14 protein-coding genes are annotated in these 15986 nt (G+C 53.6%); 6 read left to right on the top strand and 8 right to left on the bottom strand.

Annotated features, from left to right (window positions below):
* Nucleotides 1-66: 66 nt before the first annotated feature.
* Nucleotides 67-1452: a NarK family nitrate/nitrite MFS transporter gene (locus tag ACQG2Q_RS12325; protein ID WP_058646716.1), complete on the bottom strand. Its 1386-nt coding sequence runs from the start codon at nucleotides 1450-1452 to the stop codon at nucleotides 67-69.
* Between the two features lie 210 nt (nucleotides 1453-1662).
* Nucleotides 1663-2238: a TetR family transcriptional regulator gene (locus tag ACQG2Q_RS12320; RefSeq protein WP_015570471.1), complete on the bottom strand. Its 576-nt coding sequence runs from the start codon at nucleotides 2236-2238 to the stop codon at nucleotides 1663-1665.
* 116 nt (nucleotides 2239-2354) lie between these two features.
* On the opposite strand from ACQG2Q_RS12320, the gene ACQG2Q_RS12315 reads away from it, so the two are divergent.
* Nucleotides 2355-3845 (top strand): MFS transporter, encoded by a 1491-nt coding sequence (locus ACQG2Q_RS12315; protein WP_032624205.1) that lies wholly within the window; start codon nucleotides 2355-2357, stop codon nucleotides 3843-3845.
* A gap of 44 nt (nucleotides 3846-3889) precedes the next feature.
* Here the strand turns inward: ACQG2Q_RS12315 and ompC are convergent, their stop codons facing one another.
* Both ompC and yddG read right to left on the bottom strand, forming a co-directional pair.
* On the bottom strand, nucleotides 3890-4963 hold the full coding sequence (gene ompC, locus ACQG2Q_RS12310) for a porin OmpC (protein WP_045308155.1): 1074 nt from the start codon (nucleotides 4961-4963) through the stop codon (nucleotides 3890-3892).
* 625 nt (nucleotides 4964-5588) lie between these two features.
* Nucleotides 5589-6467: an aromatic amino acid DMT transporter YddG gene (gene yddG, locus ACQG2Q_RS12305; protein WP_032624206.1), complete on the bottom strand. Its 879-nt coding sequence runs from the start codon at nucleotides 6465-6467 to the stop codon at nucleotides 5589-5591.
* A 220-nt stretch (nucleotides 6468-6687) separates the two neighbouring features.
* Between yddG and fdnG the strand changes: the two genes are divergently transcribed.
* Genes fdnG through fdnI form a run of 3 tightly spaced genes read left to right on the top strand, consistent with a single transcriptional unit; the run spans nucleotide 6688 to nucleotide 11280 of the window.
* A complete protein-coding gene (gene fdnG, locus ACQG2Q_RS12300; RefSeq protein WP_142977148.1) occupies nucleotides 6688-9735 on the top strand; it encodes a formate dehydrogenase-N subunit alpha in 3048 nt (1015 codons plus the stop codon).
* A gap of 11 nt (nucleotides 9736-9746) precedes the next feature.
* Nucleotides 9747-10631, top strand: coding sequence for a formate dehydrogenase subunit beta (fdxH, locus tag ACQG2Q_RS12295; RefSeq protein ID WP_003857048.1), 885 nt, complete (start codon nucleotides 9747-9749; stop codon nucleotides 10629-10631).
* Nucleotides 10624-11280 carry a formate dehydrogenase-N subunit gamma gene (gene fdnI, locus ACQG2Q_RS12290; protein ID WP_003857050.1) on the top strand — a complete coding sequence of 219 codons (657 nt, stop codon included), beginning with the start codon at nucleotides 10624-10626 and terminating at the stop codon, nucleotides 11278-11280. The genes fdxH and fdnI overlap by 8 nt, the downstream gene beginning before the upstream one ends.
* A gap of 51 nt (nucleotides 11281-11331) precedes the next feature.
* Here the strand turns inward: fdnI and ACQG2Q_RS12285 are convergent, their stop codons facing one another.
* The 3 genes from ACQG2Q_RS12285 to ppk2 are packed head-to-tail and all read right to left on the bottom strand — an operon-like array spanning nucleotide 11332 to nucleotide 12763.
* On the bottom strand, nucleotides 11332-11655 hold the full coding sequence (locus tag ACQG2Q_RS12285) for a CcdB family protein (protein WP_022648204.1): 324 nt from the start codon (nucleotides 11653-11655) through the stop codon (nucleotides 11332-11334).
* Entirely contained in the window at nucleotides 11655-11948 is a 294-nt protein-coding gene (locus ACQG2Q_RS12280; protein ID WP_126514228.1) for a hypothetical protein, read from the bottom strand. The genes ACQG2Q_RS12285 and ACQG2Q_RS12280 overlap by 1 nt, the downstream gene beginning before the upstream one ends.
* A complete protein-coding gene (gene ppk2, locus ACQG2Q_RS12275; protein WP_022648203.1) occupies nucleotides 11945-12763 on the bottom strand; it encodes a polyphosphate kinase 2 in 819 nt (272 codons plus the stop codon). Before ppk2 ends, ACQG2Q_RS12280 begins: the two co-directional genes overlap by 4 nt.
* A 161-nt stretch (nucleotides 12764-12924) precedes the next feature.
* On the opposite strand from ppk2, the gene araJ reads away from it, so the two are divergent.
* Entirely contained in the window at nucleotides 12925-14100 is a 1176-nt protein-coding gene (araJ, locus tag ACQG2Q_RS12270) for an MFS transporter AraJ (protein ID WP_063849077.1), read from the top strand.
* Between the two features lie 39 nt (nucleotides 14101-14139).
* On the opposite strand, the gene ACQG2Q_RS12265 is transcribed toward araJ, so the two are convergent.
* Entirely contained in the window at nucleotides 14140-15342 is a 1203-nt protein-coding gene (locus tag ACQG2Q_RS12265; protein WP_063849076.1) for an NAD(P)/FAD-dependent oxidoreductase, read from the bottom strand.
* 130 nt (nucleotides 15343-15472) lie between these two features.
* Here ACQG2Q_RS12265 and ACQG2Q_RS12260 point away from each other — a divergent pair, with 130 nt between their 5' ends.
* Complete coding sequence (locus tag ACQG2Q_RS12260; RefSeq protein WP_022648200.1) at nucleotides 15473-15982, top strand: RrF2 family transcriptional regulator; 510 nt, start codon at nucleotides 15473-15475, stop codon at nucleotides 15980-15982.
* Nucleotides 15983-15986 lie beyond the last annotated feature (4 nt).

Genomic DNA, 15986 nt, shown 5'->3' with positions numbered 1-15986 from the left:
ACATTTCTCCTGCTTCGATAACATGGCCGGAGGGTGAGGCATCACGCTCCGGCGAAGAGGTAGTTATTATTTTTGTGAGGATTTGCGGCCGTACACCAGCCAGGTGACGAGCACGCAGACGATGTAAAACACGAGGAAGACTTTCATGGCGCCCACCGGGGAACCGGTCATCGCCAGGGAGGTGCCAAAGGCTTTGGGAATAAAGAACCCGCCCACCGCACCGATGGCAGAGATAAAGCCCAGCGCCGCAGCCGTTTCGGTCACCGCTTCATGCTGTGCCTGTTCATCGCTCCCGCCCTGTTTTTTCACGCGGTCGAGGGTGATTTGGCGAAAGATAATCGCGATCATCTGGAAGGTCGAGCCGCTACCCAGGCCTGCGGTCAGAAACAGGCCCATAAAGACCAGATAGAAGGCGATAAAGCTGCCTGAACCAGACCCGGGGAGCGTCAGGAAAATCAGGGCGCTAAAGATGGCCATAAAGACGAAGTTGATCAGCGTCACCCTTACGCCGCCCAGTCTGTCCGAAATCATTCCGCCAGCCGAACGCGCCAGGGCGCCGATCAGTGGGCCAAAGAAGGCGAGGTGGAGGATATTAACGTCCGGAAACTGGGTTTTCGACAGCATGGCAAAGCCTGCCGAGAAACCGATAAACGAGCCGAAGGTTGCCAGATAAAGCAGGCTCAGCAGCCAGAGATGAAAGCGCTTAAGCACCGGAAGCTGGCTGGCAATGGACGCTTTCGAGCTGGCGATGTCATTCATGCCAAAAAACGCCGCAATGGTGGCCAGAATCAGCAGCGGCGCCCAGATCCACGCCGCGTTCGCCAGCCACATCGTCGAGCCATCCTCCTGCGGTACGCCGTGCACGCCGAGGAAGGTAAACATCGGCAGGAAAATCACCAGCGGCGCAACCAGCTGCATCACACTCACGCCCAGGTTACCCAGCCCGCCGTTAATGCCCAGTGCGCTGCCCTGTCTGGCTTTCGGGAAGAAGAAGCTGATGTTTCCCATACTGGAAGCGAAGTTGGCACCGGCAAAACCGCACAGCAGTGCGATGATGATGAAGATCCAATAGGGCGTGGCGGTATTCTGGATGGCGATCCCAAGCCAGACACAGGGTACGACCAGGATAACGGTGCTTAACACGGTCCAGTAACGTCCGCCAAATATCGGCACCATAAAAGAGTAGGGGACACGCAATATCGCGCCGGAGAGAGAAGGTAATGCCGTTAGCATAAAAAGCTGATCGGTGCTGAAATTAAATCCGACCTTATTAAGATTTACCGCAATAGCGCTAAACAACATCCAGACACAAAATGCGAGCAGCAAACACGCCACGGAAATCCACAGGTTTCTTCGTGCGATATGTTTCCCTTTATTCTCCCAAAATTGCGCGTTTTCCGGTTTCCAGTTACTCAACAGATGCTGATTACTCTTCTCGCTTTGATGTGACATATCACCCTCTTGCTTACCGAAGTGGAGAGAAAAAAGAAGGAAAAACAGAAAGATACCTGTCAGTGGCGTATGAAATTTATAGGATGTTATGGGATACATCTGAAAGGATAGATAAAAAAGCGAATCCCTGAGTTTGGAATGGGAATCAGGGTTCGCTTTATGTGTTACTAATTGTAACTATTTGCGGAAATTAATACTCCGATGGGAGTATTAAAACAATTCGAGGGAGATAAGTTTATCCAGATGCTTATTAAATGCCGCGTCGTCCATTTCAGGCATATTCAAGACGTATATGCCATCCAGGCCACATACCAGACCAATTAAACGCCAGGCGATATTTTCCGGCTGATCAGCAAGCGTAAAGGCGTTGGCCTCCGCCCCGGCGCGGATAATTGCGACCGTTTCCTGGTGCCACATCTCCATGGTCAAAACGTAGGCGCCTTTGATATCGCTATCCCGGCTGGCGAGAATTTGCGCCTCCCGCCACAGTCGAATGTAGGGCTCAAACCCGCCGTCATCGCTGCCGAGCATGGCATGCAGGCGCTCGCGCCAGCCTGCGTTTTCGCCAACGATTTCAGCATCCAGCAAATCGCGGATCAGCCTGACAAACGCCAGCGATTTAAGCTCGCCCGCCGACGCAAAGTGGTGATGCACCTGCCCGGTGGCGACGCCCGCTTCGGTAGCGATTCGGCGCACGGTCATCGCAGCGAATCCTTCGGTCAGCGCCACGCGCATTGCGGCCTGTAGGATCTCTTCCCGCCGCTCGTCCTTGCTTAGATAACGCATAATTTCTCACTCTCAATGGCAACGAAACGAGTGTAACAAAGAGCTGGACAAGTGTTCAACTTTACGTAGGATCGCAATCTGGACATGTGTCCAGTTTTTAAATGAAAAGGAAATTTATGTTTCGTCAGTGGTTAGCGTTAGTGATTATCGTGCTGGTGTATATCCCGGTGGCGATTGACGCGACGGTGCTGCACGTGGCGGCGCCAACATTGAGCATGACGCTGGGTGCCAGCGGCAACGAATTGTTGTGGATTATTGATATTTACTCGCTGGTGATGGCGGGGATGGTGCTGCCGATGGGCGCGCTGGGCGATCGCATAGGTTTTAAGCGCCTGCTGATGATCGGCAGCGTGCTGTTTGGCCTGTCATCGTTAGCGGCGGCTTTTGCGCCGTCCGCGGGCTGGCTGATTGCCGCCCGCGCGTCGCTGGCGATTGGCGCGGCGATGATCATTCCGGCTACGCTTGCAGGGATCCGCACGCTATTTATTGACGTGCGGCACCGTAACATCGCCCTTGGCGTCTGGGCTGCCGTTGGGTCGGGCGGCGCGGCGTTTGGCCCGCTGATTGGCGGCATGCTGCTGGAGCACTTTTACTGGGGTTCGGTCTTCCTGATTAACGTGCCGATCGTGCTGATCGTGGTTTCGCTTGCTGCGCGCTTTGTGCCTGCTCAGCAGGGTCGGCCCGAGCAGCCGCTCAATATCAGCCATGCCATTATGCTGATTGTCGCCATTTTACTGCTGGTCTACAGCGCCAAAACCGCCCTGAAAGGGGTGCTGTCGCCGTGGATGGTGGCCTCTACGCTGCTTACCGGGGCGATGATGCTGTTTATCTTCGTCCGTATCCAGCTGCGCGCGCGCGTGCCAATGATCGACATGCGTCTGTTTTGCCATCGCATTATTTTAAGCGGCGTGGTCATGGCAATGACCGCCATGATTGCGCTGGTGGGCTTTGAACTGCTGATGGCGCAGGAGTTGCAGTTCGTGCATGGTTTTACGCCGTTTGAAGCAGGGATATTTATGCTGCCGGTGATGGTGGCGAGCGGATTTAGCGGGCCGATCGCGGGTGTGCTGGTCGGGCGTCTGGGGCTGCGCATTGTTGCGGCCGGAGGCATGGGGCTAAGCGCGATCAGTTTTATCGGCCTGTCGACGCTCGATTTCAGCACCCAACAGTGGCAGGCGTGGAGCCTGATGGTGCTGCTGGGCTTCAGTGCCGCCAGCGCACTGCTGGCATCGACGTCAGCGATCATGGCTGCCGCGCCGAAAGAGAAAGCGGCCGCCGCAGGCGCGATCGAAACCATGTCCTACGAGCTGGGCGCTGGTCTCGGGATCGCCATTTTCGGTCTGCTGTTAACCCGCAGCTTTTCGGCGTCAATTGTACTGCCGCAGGGGCTGAGCGCGTCGCTGACCGATAAAGCGTCGTCGTCCATCGGTGAAGCGATGAAGGTCGCGCAGGAGCTGACGCCGTCACTGGCCGAGCCGGTGATGACGGCGGCGAAAACCGCGTTCATCACCTCGCACAGCGTGGCCCTGGGCAGTGCGGGAGCCATGCTGATGATTCTGGCGATCGGAATCTGGTTTAGTCTGGCGAAGGTCGGAGGGCAGCAGTAAAAAAAAGGCCAGCCGCGAGGGCTGGCCTTTTGAACTAACACCTCTTAGAACTGGTAGGTCAGACCTACAGCCACGATGTTGTCGGTAGCCACTTTGGCATCTTTGGTGAACTGGCTGTCATCCACGAGGTTGATTTTGTAATCAACGTAGGTGGACATGTTTTTGTTGAAGTAGTAGCTCGCGCCAACGTCAACGTATTCAACCAGGTCCTGGTCGCCATAAGAACCGATGTCTTTACCTTTGGATTTCAGGTAAGCGATGGATGGACGCAGACCGAAGTCAAACTGGTACTGAGCCACAACTTCGAAGTTCTGTGCTTTGTTGGCAACGTGACCGCTACCGAACGCCGTCATGTTGCGGGTTTCAGAGTAGGTGGTTGCCAGGTAGATGTTGTTCGCATCGTACTTCAGGCCAGCAGCCCAGACTTCTGCGTTTTCGCCACCGGCATTCAGGTTGCTTGCAGCACGAACCTGACGGTCAGTACGGTCAGATTTCGCGTAGGTCGCACCCACACCGAAGCCGTCGAATTCATAGGTAGAAGACAGACCCCAGCCGTCACCGTTGGATTCGGTGATCTCTGTACGGTCGTTTTTACCCTGGTACTGGGCAGCCACGTTCAGGCCGTCAACCAGACCAAAGAAGTCGGTGTTACGGTAGGTGGCAACGCCAGTGGTACGACCGGTCATGAAGCCGTCAGTCTGCGTCCAGGTATCGCCACCGAACTCTGGCAGAACGTCAGTCCATGCGCCGATGTCATAAGCAACACCGTAGTTACGACCGTAGTCGAAGGAACCGAATTCATCGAATTTCAGACCAGCGAAGGCCAGACGGGTTTTGTTGCCGTCGGAACCCTGAGCTTCAGAGCGGTTGCCCTTGAACTCATATTCCCACTGGCCGTATCCGGTCAGCTGATCGTTGATCTGAGTTTCACCTTTGAAGCCAAGACGAACGTACGTTTTGTCGCCGTCGCTACCAGCATCATCAGAAAAATAGTGCAGACCAGTAACTTTGCCGTACAGATCCAGTTTGTTACCGTCTTTGTTAAAAACTTCAGCCGCGTTAACAACGCCAGCCGCCAACATGGAAGTCACTGCCACTGCAACTAATTTAAGTTTCATCTTAACTAACCCTTATAATTTTATTTAGGTATTTCCTAAGCCACCTGAGCGATTTTTAAACGAGGCTTATCGTCAATGGCAGACTATTTTTAAAATTCCGTAGACTGCTTTCAATAATAAGTTTCAAAATATTAAAGATAATTTCAATTAGTGTGATCCTGATCCGATAAATTTCCCTTAAATCTCTCAATAAGGTTAATTTATATACATAAATTGATTATTAACAAAACACGATAATAAGGCTGGAAATAGTTGCCATGCGTTTTTGTTTTTAGAGGGAGATAAAAGGGCTTGGCAGATAATCTCAAGGAATGGGGCGCGTTATTGACTTTTAAAACAGTGGTTTGTGGATTTGTCCGGAAGCCAGCAACTGCTTTTTAAAAGAAACATCCAGAAATAAACTATTGCACTATGTGCTATATAGCGCGGGAATATTGGGGTTGAATTAATTACCTGCGTTGTCAGTTTATGTCAATTTCCACAACGGATCTGACTTTCTGTGAATACTCTATACAGAAATAGAAATACACACGAATGTTATAAATAATATTCTTTACTGTGATCACATATTAAAATAATGTTAATTTTTACCGGGCATAATTCGTGCCCGGTAAAAATAAAAATGCTATTTGCGGGTGGCATACCAGCAAAGTAATGACCCTGCGCAAACCATTAATGCCCCTTGCCAGAATGAGAATGAAAGCGGTGAGCTCAGCATAATAGCCGCCAGCGCGGCAGAGAGTACCGGGGTGAAGTAGGAGACGGCCGCAAGCACCGTGACGTTACCGTGGAGGATCCCAATGTTCCAGGCGGCGTAGCCAAAGCCAAGGGCAACACCACACATCAACAGTTTCACGACTACCGGCACGCTGAATACCATTTCGGGCTGATCGCTGACGGCATATTTGACCCACAGGCTCAGGGCGGTCAGCAGGACGAAAAGAGTAATGCCATTTTGCCCTCTGGCATACCTGCTGGTGACGGTGCAGTAGGCGGCCCAGATAAAGGCACCGGCAAATGCCAGCCCGTAGCTCAGCGGGCTGGAAACGATGTTAAGCATGATGTCGTGAACGTGCAGCCCGTTTTCGCCGCCTAAGACCCAGCCCACGCCCAGCAGGGAGATCGCTAAGCCGGGGATCACCCACAGGGTGGATTTTTGACCGTTGAACAAAATGGCGAACACAATCGTCAGGCTTGGCCAGAGATAATTGACCATGCCCACCTCAATTGCCTGCGAGCGCGTCGCGGCAAAGCCAAGCGACAGGGCAAGGCACATTTCATAGCTGACAAACAGGACGCTGCCCGCAATGAGATAACCTTTCGAAAACCGTTTAATATCAGGGAAACCTACCGTCGCCAGACACAATAATCCGCTGACGGTGTAGATCATCGCTGCGCCCCCCACCGGGCCAAGTCCCTCACTGACGCTGCGGATGAGACCCACCATGGTGCTCCACAGCAGTATGGCCACCAGGCCAATCAGCGTTGCTCTTTTTCTGTCCATTACCCTGCCAGTCTCATAAAAATCAAAGGGTAAACTTATAGCATCTAACCCATTCACCAGGCGAATTTTCTGTTTCGCGGTTAACCCGAAAGGAGTAATAAATCATACCGGCGGTGACTATTAAGGGGGCGAAGTTCGGCGACCTTGATTTGACGCAAAAAAAACAGGGGCTTTGCTGTTAGTTTGCGGCGCGAAGTCTTATCAGATAACGAGGACAGCAATGGACGTCAGCCGCAGACAATTTTTTAAAATCTGCGCGGGCGGTATGGCCGGAACAACAGCCGCAATGCTGGGATTCGCTCCCAAAATGGCGCTGGCTCAGGCACGCAACTATAAACTGCTGCGCGCGAAAGAGATCCGTAACACCTGCACATACTGCTCCGTGGGTTGTGGGCTATTAATGTATAGCCTGGGTGATGGCGCGAAGAACGCCAAAGAAGCGATTTATCATATTGAAGGGGACCCGGACCATCCGGTGAGCCGCGGGGCGCTTTGCCCGAAAGGGGCGGGGCTGCTGGACTACGTCCACAGTGAAAACCGTCTGCGCTATCCGGAATATCGTGCGCCGGGCTCTGATAAATGGCAGCGCATCTCCTGGGACGAGGCCTTCTCCCGTATTGCAAAACTGATGAAAGCGGATCGCGACGCCAACTTTATTGAAAAGAACGATCAGGGCGTGACGGTAAACCGCTGGACCTCCACCGGGATGCTGTGTGCATCTGCGGCAAGTAATGAGACCGGCATGCTGACGCAAAAATTTGTGCGCTCCCTCGGCATGCTGGCGGTTGATAACCAGGCGCGCGTCTGACACGGACCAACGGTAGCAAGTCTTGCTCCAACATTTGGTCGCGGTGCGATGACCAACCACTGGGTTGATATCAAAAACGCAAACGTCGTGGTGGTGATGGGCGGTAACGCCGCTGAAGCCCATCCGGTGGGATTCCGCTGGGCGATGGAAGCGAAAAACAACAACGATGCGACGCTGATTGTCGTCGATCCACGCTTTACGCGTACGGCATCGGTGGCTGATATTTATGCGCCGATCCGCTCCGGTACGGATATTACGTTCCTTTCCGGCGTGCTGTTGTACCTGATCGAAAATAATAAGATTAACGCGGAATACGTTAAGCATTACACCAATGCCGGCCTGCTGGTGCGGGAAGATTTCGCCTTCGAAGATGGCCTGTTCAGCGGCTATGACGCAGAGAAACGTCAGTACGATAAATCGTCCTGGAACTATCAGTTCGACGAAAACGGCTACGCGAAACGCGATGAGACCCTGAGCGATCCGCGCTGCGTCTGGAACTTGCTGAAACAACACGTTTCCCGTTATACGCCAGACGTGGTGGAAAACATCTGCGGTACGCCGAAAGCAGACTTCCTGAAAGTATGTGAAGTGCTGGCCTCCACCAGTGCCGCCGACAGAACAACCACCTTCCTGTACGCGCTGGGCTGGACGCAGCATACCGTGGGCGCGCAGAACATCCGTACCATGGCGATGATCCAGCTGCTGCTCGGCAACATGGGGATGGCCGGTGGTGGTGTGAACGCCCTGCGCGGACACTCCAACATTCAGGGCTTAACCGATCTCGGCCTGCTGTCGACCAGCCTGCCGGGTTACCTGACCCTGCCGTCGGAGAAGCAGACCGACTGGCAAAGCTGGCTTGACGCCAACACGCCAAAAGCGACGCGTCCGGACCAGGTGAACTACTGGAGTAACTACCCAAAGTTTGCCGTCAGTCTGATGAAATCGTTCTACGGCGATGCGGCGCAGAAAGAGAATGACTGGGGCTTTGAATGGTTGCCGAAATGGGATCAGGCTTACGATGTCATCAAGTATTTCAACATGATGGATAAGGGCGACGTCACGGGGTATATCTGCCAGGGCTTTAACCCGGTGGCGTCATTCCCGGATAAAAACAAAGTCGTTCGCAGCCTGAGCAAGCTGAAGTACATGGTGGTTATCGATCCGCTGGTCACCGAAACGTCTACGTTCTGGCAGAACCACGGCGAGTCTAACGATGTCGATCCGGCATCCATTCAGACCGAGGTGTTCCGACTGCCATCGACCTGCTTTGCGGAAGAGGACGGTTCTATTGCCAACTCTGGCCGCTGGCTACAGTGGCACTGGAAAGGTCAGGATGCGCCGGGTGAAGCGCGTAATGATGGCGAAATTCTGGCCGGTATTTACCATCGTCTGCGCGAGATGTACCGCACCGAAGGCGGCAAAGGCGCAGAGCCGCTGCTGAAGATGAGCTGGAACTACAAGCAGCCGGATCATCCTGAGTCTGAAGAGGTGGCAAAAGAGAACAACGGCGTGGCGCTGGCCGATCTATACGATGCCAACGGCAATATGGTGGCGAAGAAAGGCCAGTTGCTCAATAGCTTCGCGCTGTTGCGTGACGACGGCACCACGGCCTCGTCCTGCTGGATCTACACCGGCAGCTGGACGGAGCAGGGTAATCAGATGGCCAACCGTGATAACGCCGATCCGTCAGGCCTGGGCAACACGCTGGGCTGGGCATGGGCGTGGCCGTTGAACCGCCGCGTACTGTACAACCGTGCCTCCGCAGACGTGAACGGTAAGCCGTGGGATCCGAAACGCATGCTGATCGAGTGGAACGGCACGAAGTGGACGGGGAACGATATCCCGGACTTCAACACCGCCGCACCGGGCAGCAACACCGGGCCGTTTATCATGCAGCCGGAAGGGTTGGGACGTCTGTTTGCCATCGACAAGCTGGCGGAAGGGCCGTTCCCGGAACATTACGAGCCGATGGAAACGCCGCTCGGCACTAACCCGCTGCACCCGAACGTAGTTTCCAGCCCGGTAGTGCGTATCTATGAAGATGACGTGCTGCGTTTAGGTAAAAAGGACAAGTTCCCGTATGTCGGAACTACCTACCGCCTGACCGAGCATTTCCATACCTGGACCAAACATGCGCGGCTTAACGCCATCGCGCAGCCGGAACAGTTTGTGGAGATAAGCGAAACGCTGGCGAAGGCGAAAGGCATTGCCAATGGCGATCGCGTGACGGTGAGCAGCAAACGCGGCTTTATTCGCGCGGTAGCGGTGGTCACCCGTCGTCTGCAAAGTCTGAACGTACACGGCCAGCAGGTAGAAACCGTCGGCATCCCGCTGCACTGGGGCTTTGAAGGGGTGGCGCAGAAAGGTTACATCGCCAATACCCTGACGCCAAACGTCGGCGATTCCAACTCGCAAACGCCGGAGTATAAAGCGTTTCTGGTCAACATCGAGAAAGCGTAAGGAGCGATTAAATGGCGATGGAAACACAAGACATTATTAAACGCTCCGCGACCAACCCGATAACGCCCGCGCCTCGCGCGCGGGACTACAAGGCAGAAGTCGCCAAGCTGATCGATGTCTCCTCCTGCGTGGGCTGTAAGGCCTGCCAGGTGGCCTGCTCGGAGTGGAACGATATCCGCGACGAGGTGGGGCACTGCGTTGGCGTTTACGATAACCCGGCTGATCTGAGCGCCAAGTCCTGGACGGTGATGCGCTTTAGCGAAACCGACCAGAACGGCAAGCTGGAGTGGCTAATCCGTAAAGACGGCTGTATGCACTGTGAAGATCCGGGCTGCCTGAAGGCATGCCCGTCTGCGGGTGCAATTATTCAGTACGCCAACGGGATCGTCGACTTCCAGCAGGATAACTGTATCGGCTGCGGCTACTGCATCGCAGGCTGTCCGTTTAATATCCCGCGCCTCAATAAAGAAGATAACCGGGTCTATAAATGCACGCTGTGTGTCGATCGCGTCAGCGTCGGACAGGAGCCTGCCTGCGTGAAGACCTGTCCTACCGGGGCTATCCACTTCGGCACCAAAAAAGAGATGCTGGAAGTGGCGCAGCAGCGGGTGGATAAGCTCAAAGCGCGCGGCTATGACAAGGCCGGGATTTATAACCCGCAGGGCGTGGGCGGTACGCACGTCATGTATGTTCTGCACCACAATGACCAGCCGGAGCTGTATCACAATCTGCCGAAGGATCCGGCGATCGATACCTCAATCAACCTCTGGAAAGGGGCGCTTAAGCCGCTCTCAGCGGCGGGCTTTATCGCCACCTTTGCCGGGCTGATTTATCACTACATCGGTATCGGGCCGAATAAAGAGGTGGATGACGACGAGGAGGAGCATCATGAGTAAGTCGAAAATGATAGTGCGCACAAAATTTGTCGATCGCGCCTGTCACTGGACGGTGGTCATCTGCTTCTTCCTGGTGGCGGTATCCGGCATTTCGTTCTTCTTCCCGACGCTACAGTGGCTAACGGAAACCTTCGGGACACCGCAGATGGGGCGCATTCTGCATCCGTTCTTCGGCGTACTGATTTTCGTGGTGCTGATGTTTATGTTTGTACGTTTCGTTCATCACAACATCCCTGACAAGCAGGATATTCCGTGGCTAAAAGGCATTGTTGAGGTTCTGAAAGGCAACGAGCATAAAGTCGCGAAGGTGGGCAAATATAACGCCGGGCAGAAGATGATGTTCTGGACCATCATGAGCATGATTTTTGTGCTGCTGGTGACCGGGGTGATCATCTGGCGTCCGTATTTTGCGCACTATTTCCCGATTCAGGTGGTGCGTTATGCGCTGCTGATCCACGCGACCTCGGCCATTATTCTGATCCACGCCATTCTGATCCATATGTATATGGCATTCTGGGTGAAAGGATCGATTAAAGGCATGATTGAAGGGAAGGTGAGCCGCCGCTGGGCGCAGAAGCACCATCCGCGCTGGTACCGCGACGTTGAGCGTCTTGAAGCGCAAAAAGAGAGTTCGGAAGGGTTGAAGTAAACCTCGCGCCGTCGGCATTGTCCGGCGGCGCTGCGCTTGCGCGGCTTTTAGCTACGTATTGGTAATTAACGCATCAATTCCTGCAAGAACACTGCTTCTTGCACTGCGCAGATTACATACATAATCCTTATTATTAAGTTTTTTTGTCTCCACGTGTGTGATGTTGGCTGTATTAAGAAAATATGTCTGGAATTCAAGGTTCACCAGTGGCGTTGCAGCGTTTGAATATCCTCTTAAATGATTGTGATAGCTTAACGGGACAATAAGTCTCGTTGATAAGTCGTCATAATAATCGTGCTGAATAATCATAAAATAGGGTTGATATTCACACGTTCTGTTTGATGGATTGCGGTAAACGTCAAACTGAAAACACATCAAAGCCCTCCGAAATAAGGGTCATCCGATAATAGCCCGGCTTTGGCCGTTAATTCATTCATTGCTTTAATAAATCCTTGATCCTGTTGACGCTGCCGCTTGAGCTCTCCTGCTGTAGAGAGTGGGCGAGGTCTATTCCCCGTAGGGCGCTCTGTCGTAGCACATCTTTCTGTGCGGTTCGGTTTCATGTTTTCTCCTTTGTTGGTGCGGTCATTATCAACCGCAGCCAACAAAAAACAATACTGTTTCCCCTGGTAATCTACATTATGCGAGCCGTCTTCCAGTAATATCAAAACCGCTCTGCAATATACCGGAAGGGATATTTTGTTGGCTTCACTTTGCCGATCTTGCGTTTCGGTAAATCCACCTTGTCAACGTGAATTTCTTTATAGGGGATCTGTGAAAGCAGATGCGAAATAATATTCAACCGAACCCGTTTTTTATCTTCTGAGCGCGCCACAAACCACGGCGCCCAGGCGGTGTCGGTCGCTTTAAACATCGCATCACGGGCGAGGGTATATTCATCCCACAGATTGAAAGATTTTATGTCCATTGGAGACAGCTTCCAGATCTTGCGACCATCATTAATGCGATCGCGCAGGCGGCGTTCCTGCTCTTTTGGCGTTACTTCAAGCCAGTATTTCAACAATATGATCCCGGCATCGACCATCGCTTTTTCCATCACCGGCGTTCCATCAAGAAATTTGTCGGCCTGCTCTTCGGTACAGAAACCCATTACTCTTTCCACGCCTGCGCGGTTGTACCAGCTCCGGTCAAAAATGACGATTTCACCGGCAGAGGGCAGATGGGGAACGTAACGCTGAAAATAGAGCTGACTTTTCTCTTTATCGGTGGGGGCCGGTAACGCAACAACGCGAAACACCCGGGGGCTGACGCGTTCGGTGATGGCTTTGATGGCGCCGCCTTTACCCGCGCCGTCTCGCCCTTCAAAAACAATACAGACCTTTAACCCTTTGGCGACCACCCATTGCTGGAGCTTAACCAGTTCAACATGGAGGCGGCGAAGCTCTTGCTCGTACGCTTTGGTTTTGAGCGGCGCGTTTTTAACGACATCATCAACAACACGGGTTTTCTTCTTACTGACCATGGCGGGTCTCCCTATGGGTCCGGTCGCGGGATCGAGGCCGTACTAAGCGTGTAATCGGCCTGAATGAATGGATTAATGTGTCAGAAAGCTGATTTGAACTGGTTCACCATACAAGTTTAATCAATAATGCACGCTGCGTATTTTTTAACAGTGGTCGCGGTATGAAAAAAACAATTTTTTCGTTAGCACTGGCTACCTTTGGCCTGGGAATGGCTGAATTTGGCATCATGGGCGTGCTGACAGAACTGGCTCATGATACGGGCATTTCGATTCCCTCCGCCGGAAATATGATTTCGTTTTACGCTTTTGGCGTAGTGATCGGCGCGCCGATTGTGGCGCTGTTCTCCAGTAAATTTTCGCTGAAAACAACGCTGCTGTTTCTGGTGGCGATGTGCGTCGTCGGTAACGCGCTCTTTACCTTCTCTGACACCTACATAGGGCTGGCGACGGGGCGCTTAATCTCTGGTTTCCCGCATGGCGCGATTTTCGGTGTGGGGGCGATAATCCTGTCAAAAATTGCGCCACCGGGTAAGGTGACGGTTGCTGTAGCAGGGATGATTGCTGGGATGACCGTTGCCAATTTGCTTGGCGTCCCGCTCGGGACCTGGCTGGGACATGAATTTAACTGGCGCTACACCTTCTTTTTGATTGCCATCTTTGATGCGCTGGTGATCCTCTCTGTTCTGCTGTGGGTGCCAGACATTCACGACACGACAACCACCCGGCTGACAGAACAATTCCACTTCCTGAAAAAACCGGAACCGTGGCTGATTTTTGCCGCTACGATGTTTGGCAATGCCGGGGTGTTTGCCTGGTTTAGCTTCGTGAAGCCGTTTATGGTCAACGTGTCAGGCTTTTCCGAGGGCGTCATGACCGCGATCATGATGCTGATGGGGCTGGGCATGGTGCTAGGTAATGTCTTCAGCGGCAAGCTGTCGTCGCGCTTTAGCCCGCTGCGCATTGCTGCCACCACCGACATGGTGATTGTGGCTTCGCTGCTGTTACTGTTCGCGTTTGGCGAGCTTAAAACAGCTTCACTGGTAATGGGATTTGTTTGCTGCGCCGGGCTGTTTGCGCTCTCTGCGCCGCTGCAAATACTGCTGCTGCAAAATGCGAAAGGCGGCGAAATGCTGGGGGCCGCAGGCGGGCAAATGGCGTTTAACCTCGGCAGCGCAATAGGCGCGTATTTCGGTGGAATGATGATTACGCTCGGCTTTAGCTGGAGCTATGTCACGCTTCCGGCAGCGATCTTATCCTTCTCAGCAATGACCTCTCTGTTGATGTACGGTTTTTTATGTGCCAAAAAGCGTCAGGCCAACGCAGGAGCGCTGGCCTGATTTCACGCTTTGCCCGCTGGTCGCGGGCACAGGAGGGGATTACACGAATTTCGCCAGCGGGTCAGCGGCGGCAAATGCGACAGCTTTGTCTGCTGCTGGCGGGTAAATCAGTTCGTTGGTGATGGCGACTTTGATCTTTTTGCCTTCCTCGCGCACGGATTTAACACGCTGTTCCCAGCCCTCGGTGTACACCGCGCCCCAGCCACCCAGATCCAGACAGGTGACGTAATTCACCTGACGGTAAGGGTACGGCTCCAGATTTAACAGGCTGGCAGCTGCGTTATGTCCGGCGAATTTCCCCAGCTGGATCGCGTGCTGGCAGGTCATCAGTGCCGTGTTGCCCGCATCGTCCGTTTTGGCGTGCGCCATATCACCCGTCGCGTAAACCTCCGGATGCGCAGGGATCTGCAACGTGTCGGTGACGATAAGGCGTCCCTGAGTGTCGCGTTCCCCGTCAATTTGCAGGCTGAGGGGGTTAGCTTCTACCCCTGCCGTCCACACTACAGTCGCGCTGGCAATGCGCTCTCCGTTTTTCAGCGTCACGCCGCTGGCATCAATAGCTTCAATTTCACTGTTTAAACGCCATTCAACGTCCAGAGCGTTGCTTGCTTCTTCAATGGTGTTACGCAGCGCCTCGCTGTAACGCCCGCCAATGGTTGCACCTCTTTCAACTACGATCACTTTAGTCTTTGTATCGGCGCCGAAGCGGGTGCGAAGACGATCAGGGAGTTCCGTTGCCAGCTCAATGCCGGTAAAACCGCCGCCACACACGACCACGGTATTGCGTTCTGGGGTGGAGGGGCGCGAAACCAGCGAATCAAGATGTTGCTCGAACAGCCTGGCGGAGTCGAGTTGGTCGATATCAAATGCGTATTCAGTCAGACCGGCAATCGGCGGACGTTTAGTCTGGCTACCGGTTGCGAGGATCAGACGTTCCCAGTTGACTTCGGTAATGGCGCCGTTTGAATCGCGATACAAAACGGTTTTAGATGAGGTATCAATACGTTGTGCTTCGCCCGAAATAAAGGCAATACCCAGCTCAGCAAACAGTTCGGTCAGTGGCGCGACCATCGTCGACACGTTCTCTTCATAAAAACGTGGACGAACGCGCAGTTCCGGCACCGGGGCCAGCACGGCAATGCTGAGGCTATTATTACCTTCCAGAGCAGAAAGACGCGCGGCGCTGACCGCAGCCCACATACCGGAAAACCCACTACCCACAATTAAAATCTGCTTTTTCATACTCGATCCTTTTGTTCGTCAGGCTGTGTGTCTGACATAACTGCCACTATACTTGTCGGAGTTAACTGCGACAACTTCTTTCTGAGTTAAAATTCGTTATAATGCAGCGAACAATGACCCGGAGTGAGCCATGGCGTTTTACAGTTCTGGTGTGGAATATGGCATTCATAGCCTGATGTGTATGGTGGATGCAAAAGGCAATGAGCGTGAGATGAGCGTCCGGGAGATGGCGGCCTTGCAGGGCGTACCGTACGACTATCTTGGGAAGATTTTCACTCGTTTGTCACGCGCGGGGCTGGTTATCAGCACCGAAGGCAAGGGGGGAGGATTCCGGCTGGCGCGTCCGGCAGAGCTGATCAGCGTGCTGGACGTGGCGCACGCCATCGACGGCGATAAGAATATGTTCGAATGTCGGGAAGTGCGTCAGCGCCTGGCGGTATTTGATGAAACGCCACCGGCCTGGGTCTGTGACGGACCGTGCGGGGTGCGATCGGTTATGGACAGCGCGCAGCAGCGGATGGAAGAGGAGTTAGGACGCCATACCATCCTGGATCTGGCGCGGAAGATGTATCGAAAAGCGCCGGACACGTTCCAGATCGAGGTTCAGGAGTGGATTTCCGATCGCCGTTCGTCTACGTGACAGG

Source organism: Enterobacter cloacae complex sp. 370H10, assembly GCF_050031535.1.
In the GTDB taxonomy this organism is placed as follows: Bacteria; Pseudomonadota; Gammaproteobacteria; order Enterobacterales; family Enterobacteriaceae; genus Enterobacter; species Enterobacter intestinihominis.
This window is presented reverse-complemented; position numbering and strand designations above follow the sequence as displayed.

Excerpts from the sequence above, each read along its gene's own strand:
- ACQG2Q_RS12265 (WP_063849076.1), bottom strand. The coding sequence starts at position 15,342 with ATGAAAAAGCAGATTTTAATTGTGGGTAGTGGGTTTTCCGGTATGTGG.
- yddG (WP_032624206.1), bottom strand. The coding sequence starts at position 6,467 with ATGGACAGAAAAAGAGCAACGCTGATTGGCCTGGTGGCCATACTGCTG.
- ACQG2Q_RS12320 (WP_015570471.1), bottom strand. The coding sequence starts at position 2,238 with ATGCGTTATCTAAGCAAGGACGAGCGGCGGGAAGAGATCCTACAGGCC.
- ACQG2Q_RS12285 (WP_022648204.1), bottom strand. The coding sequence starts at position 11,655 with ATGTGTTTTCAGTTTGACGTTTACCGCAATCCATCAAACAGAACGTGT.
- ppk2 (WP_022648203.1), bottom strand. The coding sequence starts at position 12,763 with ATGGTCAGTAAGAAGAAAACCCGTGTTGTTGATGATGTCGTTAAAAAC.
- ACQG2Q_RS12260 (WP_022648200.1), top strand. The coding sequence starts at position 15,473 with ATGGCGTTTTACAGTTCTGGTGTGGAATATGGCATTCATAGCCTGATG.
- ACQG2Q_RS12325 (WP_058646716.1), bottom strand. The coding sequence starts at position 1,452 with ATGTCACATCAAAGCGAGAAGAGTAATCAGCATCTGTTGAGTAACTGG.
- ACQG2Q_RS12315 (WP_032624205.1), top strand. The coding sequence starts at position 2,355 with ATGTTTCGTCAGTGGTTAGCGTTAGTGATTATCGTGCTGGTGTATATC.
- fdxH (WP_003857048.1), top strand. The coding sequence starts at position 9,747 with ATGGCGATGGAAACACAAGACATTATTAAACGCTCCGCGACCAACCCG.
- ompC (WP_045308155.1), bottom strand. The coding sequence starts at position 4,963 with ATGAAACTTAAATTAGTTGCAGTGGCAGTGACTTCCATGTTGGCGGCT.
- araJ (WP_063849077.1), top strand. The coding sequence starts at position 12,925 with ATGAAAAAAACAATTTTTTCGTTAGCACTGGCTACCTTTGGCCTGGGA.
- fdnI (WP_003857050.1), top strand. The coding sequence starts at position 10,624 with ATGAGTAAGTCGAAAATGATAGTGCGCACAAAATTTGTCGATCGCGCC.